The sequence below is a fragment of the Coprococcus sp. ART55/1 genome, from assembly GCF_000210595.1.
Lineage (GTDB): Bacteria > Bacillota > Clostridia > Lachnospirales > Lachnospiraceae > Coprococcus > Coprococcus aceti.
Window position 1 is genome coordinate 1,592,909 of record NC_021018.1, and the last position, 5,808, is coordinate 1,598,716.

Annotated in this window: 4 protein-coding genes and 1 pseudogene; all 5 read right to left on the reverse strand. The window is 44.2% G+C overall.

Annotated features, from left to right (window positions below; all coding sequences use genetic code 11):
• Window positions 1-55 precede the first annotated feature (55 nt).
• Window positions 56-214: pseudogene (locus tag CCU_RS14950) on the reverse strand (DUF6075 family protein); the annotation flags it as partial.
• 189 nt (window positions 215-403) lie between these two features.
• The gene (ppdK, locus tag CCU_RS07315) at window positions 404-3,040 is read right to left on the reverse strand and encodes a pyruvate, phosphate dikinase (RefSeq protein ID WP_015534133.1); all 2,637 of its coding nucleotides are present in this window, start codon (window positions 3,038-3,040) and stop codon (window positions 404-406) included.
• Between the two features lie 436 nt (window positions 3,041-3,476).
• Complete coding sequence (locus CCU_RS14750; RefSeq protein WP_334290612.1) at window positions 3,477-3,713, reverse strand: aminotransferase class III-fold pyridoxal phosphate-dependent enzyme; 237 nt, start codon at window positions 3,711-3,713, stop codon at window positions 3,477-3,479.
• Window positions 3,710-4,720: a diaminobutyrate--2-oxoglutarate transaminase gene (locus tag CCU_RS07320; protein ID WP_015534135.1), complete on the reverse strand. Its 1,011-nt coding sequence runs from the start codon at window positions 4,718-4,720 to the stop codon at window positions 3,710-3,712. The genes CCU_RS14750 and CCU_RS07320 overlap by 4 nt, the downstream gene beginning before the upstream one ends.
• 53 nt (window positions 4,721-4,773) lie before the next feature.
• Window positions 4,774-5,808 (reverse strand): glycine--tRNA ligase (locus CCU_RS07325; protein WP_208896084.1); only part of this gene is annotated, 1,035 nt, incomplete at its 5' end.

Sequence of the window (5,808 nt, forward strand, 5' to 3'; positions counted from 1 at the left end):
GCACAAAATCGCATTTATTTTTGTAGATAAAAGGATAATTGATACAATTATCCTTTTATCTATGGTCAAACTTATGGTAGGAGGATTGAAAATGCCACAACATGGTGAAAACATTCGGAAAAGAAAAGACGGCAGATGGTATTCCAAGTATGTAAATGAGTGACTTGTGATAACTGTCCCTGTATCTCGCCCTCGCTAATTTCTCCCTGCAAAATGTCCTGTGCTCTTAACGCTGTGTTGTTCATAACCTCGAACCTCCTTTAAGAATTTTGTATAAAATAAAAGGACTCTATATCTTAGTTAGAGATAGAACCCTTAGAAAACCCAATAAAAAAGGGGAAAACCCAATATTTGGAATTCCCCCCCTGATTATCAAAGATAGATTTTACAAACGAAATCTTTCCTACTTGTTAGCGATTGCAGCCTGAGCAGCAGCAAGTCTAGCGATAGGTACTCTGAATGGTGAACATGATACATAATCAAGACCAATCTTGTGGCAGAACTCAACTGATGAAGGATCTCCACCGTGCTCACCACAGATACCGATGTGAAGCTTTGGATTAACTGGCTTACCAAGCTTAACTGCCATATCCATGAGCTTACCAACACCTGTCTGATCAAGCTTAGCAAATGGATCGTTCTCGAAGATCTTAGCATCATAGTAAGCATTTAAGAACTTACCAGCATCATCTCTTGAGAATCCGAATGTCATCTGTGTAAGGTCGTTTGTACCGAAGCAGAAGAAGTCAGCTTCCTTAGCGATCTCATCAGCTGTAAGAGCTGCTCTTGGGATCTCGATCATTGTACCAACCTCATACTTAAGATCTACGCCAGCAGCAGCGATCTCAGCGTCAGCTGTCTCAACAACTACCTTCTTAACGTACTTAAGCTCCTTAACCTCACATACAAGTGGGATCATGATCTCTGGCTCAACTGTCCAATCTGGATGCTCCTTCTGAACCTCGATTGCTGCACGGATAACAGCCTTTGTCTGCATCTTAGCGATCTCTGGATATGTTACAGCAAGACGGCATCCTCTGTGACCCATCATAGGGTTGAACTCATGGAGTGAGTTGCAAAGTGCCTTAATCTCCTCAACGCTCTTGTTCTTAGCAGCAGCAAGCTTCTCAATGTCAGCCTCCTCTGTTGGAACGAACTCATGAAGAGGTGGATCCAGGAATCTGATAGTAACTGGGTTACCCTCAAGTGCCTCATAAAGAGCCTTGAAGTCTCCCTGCTGATATGGAAGGATCTTATTAAGAGCTTCCTCTCTCTCTTCTACTGTATCAGAGCAGATCATCTCACGGAATGCTGCGATTCTCTCTGGATCAAAGAACATATGCTCTGTACGGCAAAGACCGATACCCTCTGCACCAAGCTCACGTGCCTTCTTAGCATCTGCTGGTGTATCTGCATTTGTTCTAACCTTAAGTGTTCTATACTTATCAGCCCATGCCATAACACGGCCGAATGTTCCTGCGATCTGAGCATCAACTGTCTTGATAACTCCATCGTAAATGTTACCTGTTGTACCATCGATTGAGATGTAATCTCCCTCATGGAATTCCTTGCCAGCGAGTGTGAACTTCTTGTTCTCCTCGTCCATAACGATATCGCCACAACCTGATACACAGCATGTACCCATACCACGGGCAACAACTGCAGCGTGTGATGTCATACCACCACGAACTGTAAGAATACCCTGTGCTGACTTCATACCTGTGATATCCTCTGGTGATGTCTCAAGACGTACAAGAACTACCTTCTCGCCTCTAGCTGCCCATGCCTCAGCATCGTCAGCTGTGAATACGATCTTACCACAAGCAGCACCTGGTGAAGCGCCAAGTCCCTTGCCCATTGGTGTAGCTGCCTTAAGAGCTGCTGCATCAAACTGTGGGTGAAGAAGTGTATCAAGGTTACGAGGATCGATCATTGCAACTGCCTCTTCCTCTGTCTTATGTCCCTCATCAACAAGGTCACAAGCGATCTGAAGAGCTGCCTGAGCTGTTCTCTTACCATTTCTACACTGAAGCATGTAAAGCTTCTTGTTCTCAACTGTGAACTCCATATCCTGCATATCATGGTAGTGATTCTCAAGAGTCTCACAAACCTTGATGAACTCTGCATAAGCATCTGGGAACTCCTGCTCCATCTGAGCGATTGGCATTGGTGTACGAACACCGGCAACAACGTCCTCGCCCTGTGCATTGATAAGGAACTCACCCATAAGCTTCTTCTCACCTGTTGCAGGGTCACGAGTAAATGCAACACCTGTACCAGACTCATTGTTCAGGTTACCGAATACCATAGGCATTACGTTAACTGCTGTACCCCATGAATAAGGGATATCGTTGTCTCTTCTGTATACGTTCGCACGTGGGTTATCCCATGAACGGAATACAGCCTCGATAGCTAACTTTAACTGCTCAACTGGGTCTGAAGGGAAATCTGTTCCTAACTGGTTCTTGTACTCTGCCTTGAACTGCTCAGCAAGTGTCTTGAGATCCTGTGCTGTAAGCTCTACATCGAACTTAACACCCTTCTCTTCCTTCATCTTGTCGATGAGCTGCTCGAAGTACTTCTTACCAACTTCCATAACAACGTCTGAGAACATCTGGATGAAACGTCTGTATGAATCGTATACGAAACGCTCGAATGCTGGATCTGGGTTGTGTGCTATCATAGCTGCAACAACGTCATCGTTAAGACCAAGGTTAAGGATTGTATCCATCATACCTGGCATAGATGCTCTTGCACCTGAACGAACTGATACAAGTAATGGATTCTCAAGATCTCCGAACTTCTTGCCGTTGATCTCCTCCATCTTCTTAACGCCATCCATAGCCTGAGCCATGATCTCGTCATTGATCTTACGGCCATCCTCATAGTACTGAGTACAAGCCTCTGTTGTAATTGTGAAACCCTGTGGAACTGGAAGACCAATTGCTGTCATCTCTGCAAGGTTTGCACCCTTACCACCGAGAAGATTACGCATGGTCATGTCGCCTTCGCTAAACATATAAACCCACTTGTTTGCCATTTGTTTGTTACCTCCTACGTAAACTTTATATTTCATGGTGTGAAGTCCCCGTGAAGTCTCCACACGCGCTAGACTGATTATAACATATATGTCAACATTAGCAAACTCTTTTTTCTATATTTTGTGTATAAACCAGTCCATTTTTACATATAGTTGAATTATATGTATATTCCATTATATTACGCTTAATTACAGCAACATTTGTGTGCCGACCTGAAACAGACCAACAACTGATCTTCGCTGACCAGTATTCAAAAATTTCCAAATTGGCAAACTGCCCGCACAGCCCTATTCATCCCACCAAAAACATAGGCTGCGGAAAACTCCGCAGCCTATGTTTAACTTTATATCATGTCGCCTATCGGCTTCATGTGGATATTCGCATTATATCAGTCTTGCGCAATTACAACTGTCACAATGCTCATTAAATTACAAATTACTCACCATCAATAGCTGCCTTGAGAATATCAAGACCTGCAATAAGATCCTCATCTGAGATGATAAGTGGTGGCATGATCTTGATGACCGCGTTGTCACGGCCAGCTCTCTCTATTACAAGACCCTTCTTGAAAGCTCTTGCTGTGATGGCACCTGCTGTTGCATCGTCCTTAACCTCTACGCCCCAGAGGAGTCCGATACCACGTGTTGCAATTACATTTGGATCGCCGTCTATATTCTTCTCAAGATACTCCTAACTATCTCGCCCTTACGTCTTGTCTCTGCCTCGATGTTGTTGTCAAGCATGAACTCAAGTCCTGCCTTTGCAGCTACCATTGAGAGCTGGATTCCACGGAATGTACCTGAATGCTCACCCGGCTTCCAGAGATCATACTCCGGCTTGAACATTGCAAGTCCCATAGGGAATGGGTATCCGCCGATTGACTTTGAAAGTGAGAACATATCAGGCTTGATTCCTGCTCTCTCAAATGAGAAGAATGTACCTGTTCTTGCACAGCCTACCTGTACGTCATCAACAACCATAAGGATATCGTTCTTATCACAGAACTCACGGAGTGCCTTGAGGTACTCTACTGAGAATACATTTACACCACCATCTGCCTGTACTGTCTCGATAAAGATTGCTGCAGGCTTCTCAACACCTGAATGATCGTCATCAAGAAGTGTCTGCATGAACTTGATCGTATCAAGCTCTGGGAACATGTAAGGAGCTGGAATGTGGTATACGTTGTCAAGTCCAACGCCTGCTCCTGCACGGCTTGCAGCATCACTTGTAAGTGATATTGAGCCAAGTGTCATACCATGGAAACAACCCATATATGCCCAGATCATCTCTCTCTTCTTGACCTTACGTGCAAGCTTTAAGAGTGACTCAACTGCATTTGTTCCTGTAGGACCTGCGAACATGATCTTGTAATCAAGTCCTCTAGGCTCAAGGACCTTTTTCTCAAAAAACTCGATGAATTCAGCCTTTGGTGCTGTCATCATGTCAAGAGAATGCATGATTCCATCGCTCTGGATGTAATCGATAACCTTCTCCTTTATATAATCATTGTTATGACCATAGTTCAGCGCGCCTGCTCCTGCGAAGAAGTCTATATACTCCTTACCATTCTCGTCATACATCTTGGCTCCCTTGGCCTTTGTAAATATCTCTGGGAAACTTCTGCTGTACGATCTTACATTTGCCTCGTATTCTGAAAATAACTCTTTACTATGCATCTTAATGCCTCCTGTAATTCAGTGTCCCGTATTATCTCCGGTCACACCATCAATTAATATTCAAATTTCTTCTCAAAGTAAGCCTTCAGATCTTCAATCTTGACTCTCTCCTGCTCCATGGTATCTCTGTCACGAACTGTGACTGCTCCATCCTCAACAGAATCGAAATCATATGTTACACAGAACGGTGTTCCTATCTCATCCTGTCTTCTATATCTCTTACCTATGTTGCCTCTGTCATCGAACTCACAGTTGTAGTACTTTGAAAGCTCTGCATAAATCTTCTCTGCACCCTCGTTGAGCTTCTTGGAAAGTGGAAGCACACCGATCTTAACCGGTGCAAGCTGTGGGTGGAAATGAAGGACTGTACGGATGTCTGGCTTCTCCTCTGTTCCGATGTTCTCCTCGTCATATGCAGCACACAGGAATGCCAGTGTAACACGGTCAGCACCAAGTGATGGCTCGATTACATATGGAATGTACTTCTCCTTTGTCTCGTCATCGAAGTACTCCATGGACTCTCCTGATGTATTCTGGTGCTGTGTCAGATCGTAATCTGTTCTGTCAGCGATTCCCCAGAGCTCACCCCATCCAAATGGGAATAAATACTCGATATCTGTTGTTCCCTTGGAGTAGAAACAAAGCTCCTCAGGTGAATGGTCACGGGCTCTCATCTCATCATCCTTGATTCCGAGATCCTTGAGCCAGTTGATACAGAAGCTTCTCCAGTACTCAAACCACTCCATATCTGTACCCGGCTTGCAGAAGAACTCAAGCTCCATCTGCTCGAACTCTCTTGTTCTGAATGTGAAGTTACCAGGTGTTATCTCATTTCTGAATGACTTTCCTATCTGGCCAATTCCAAATGGAACCTTCTTTCTTGAAGTTCTCTGTACATTCTTGAAGTTGACAAATATACCCTGTGCAGTCTCCGGTCTCAGGTATACAGTGTTCTTGGCATCCTCAGTTACACCCTGGAATGTCTTGAACATAAGGTTGAACTGTCTGATGCCTGTGAAGTTGTGCTTACCACATGTTGGACAGCAGATATTGTTCTTCTCAACGTACTCTTCCATCTGCTCGTTGCT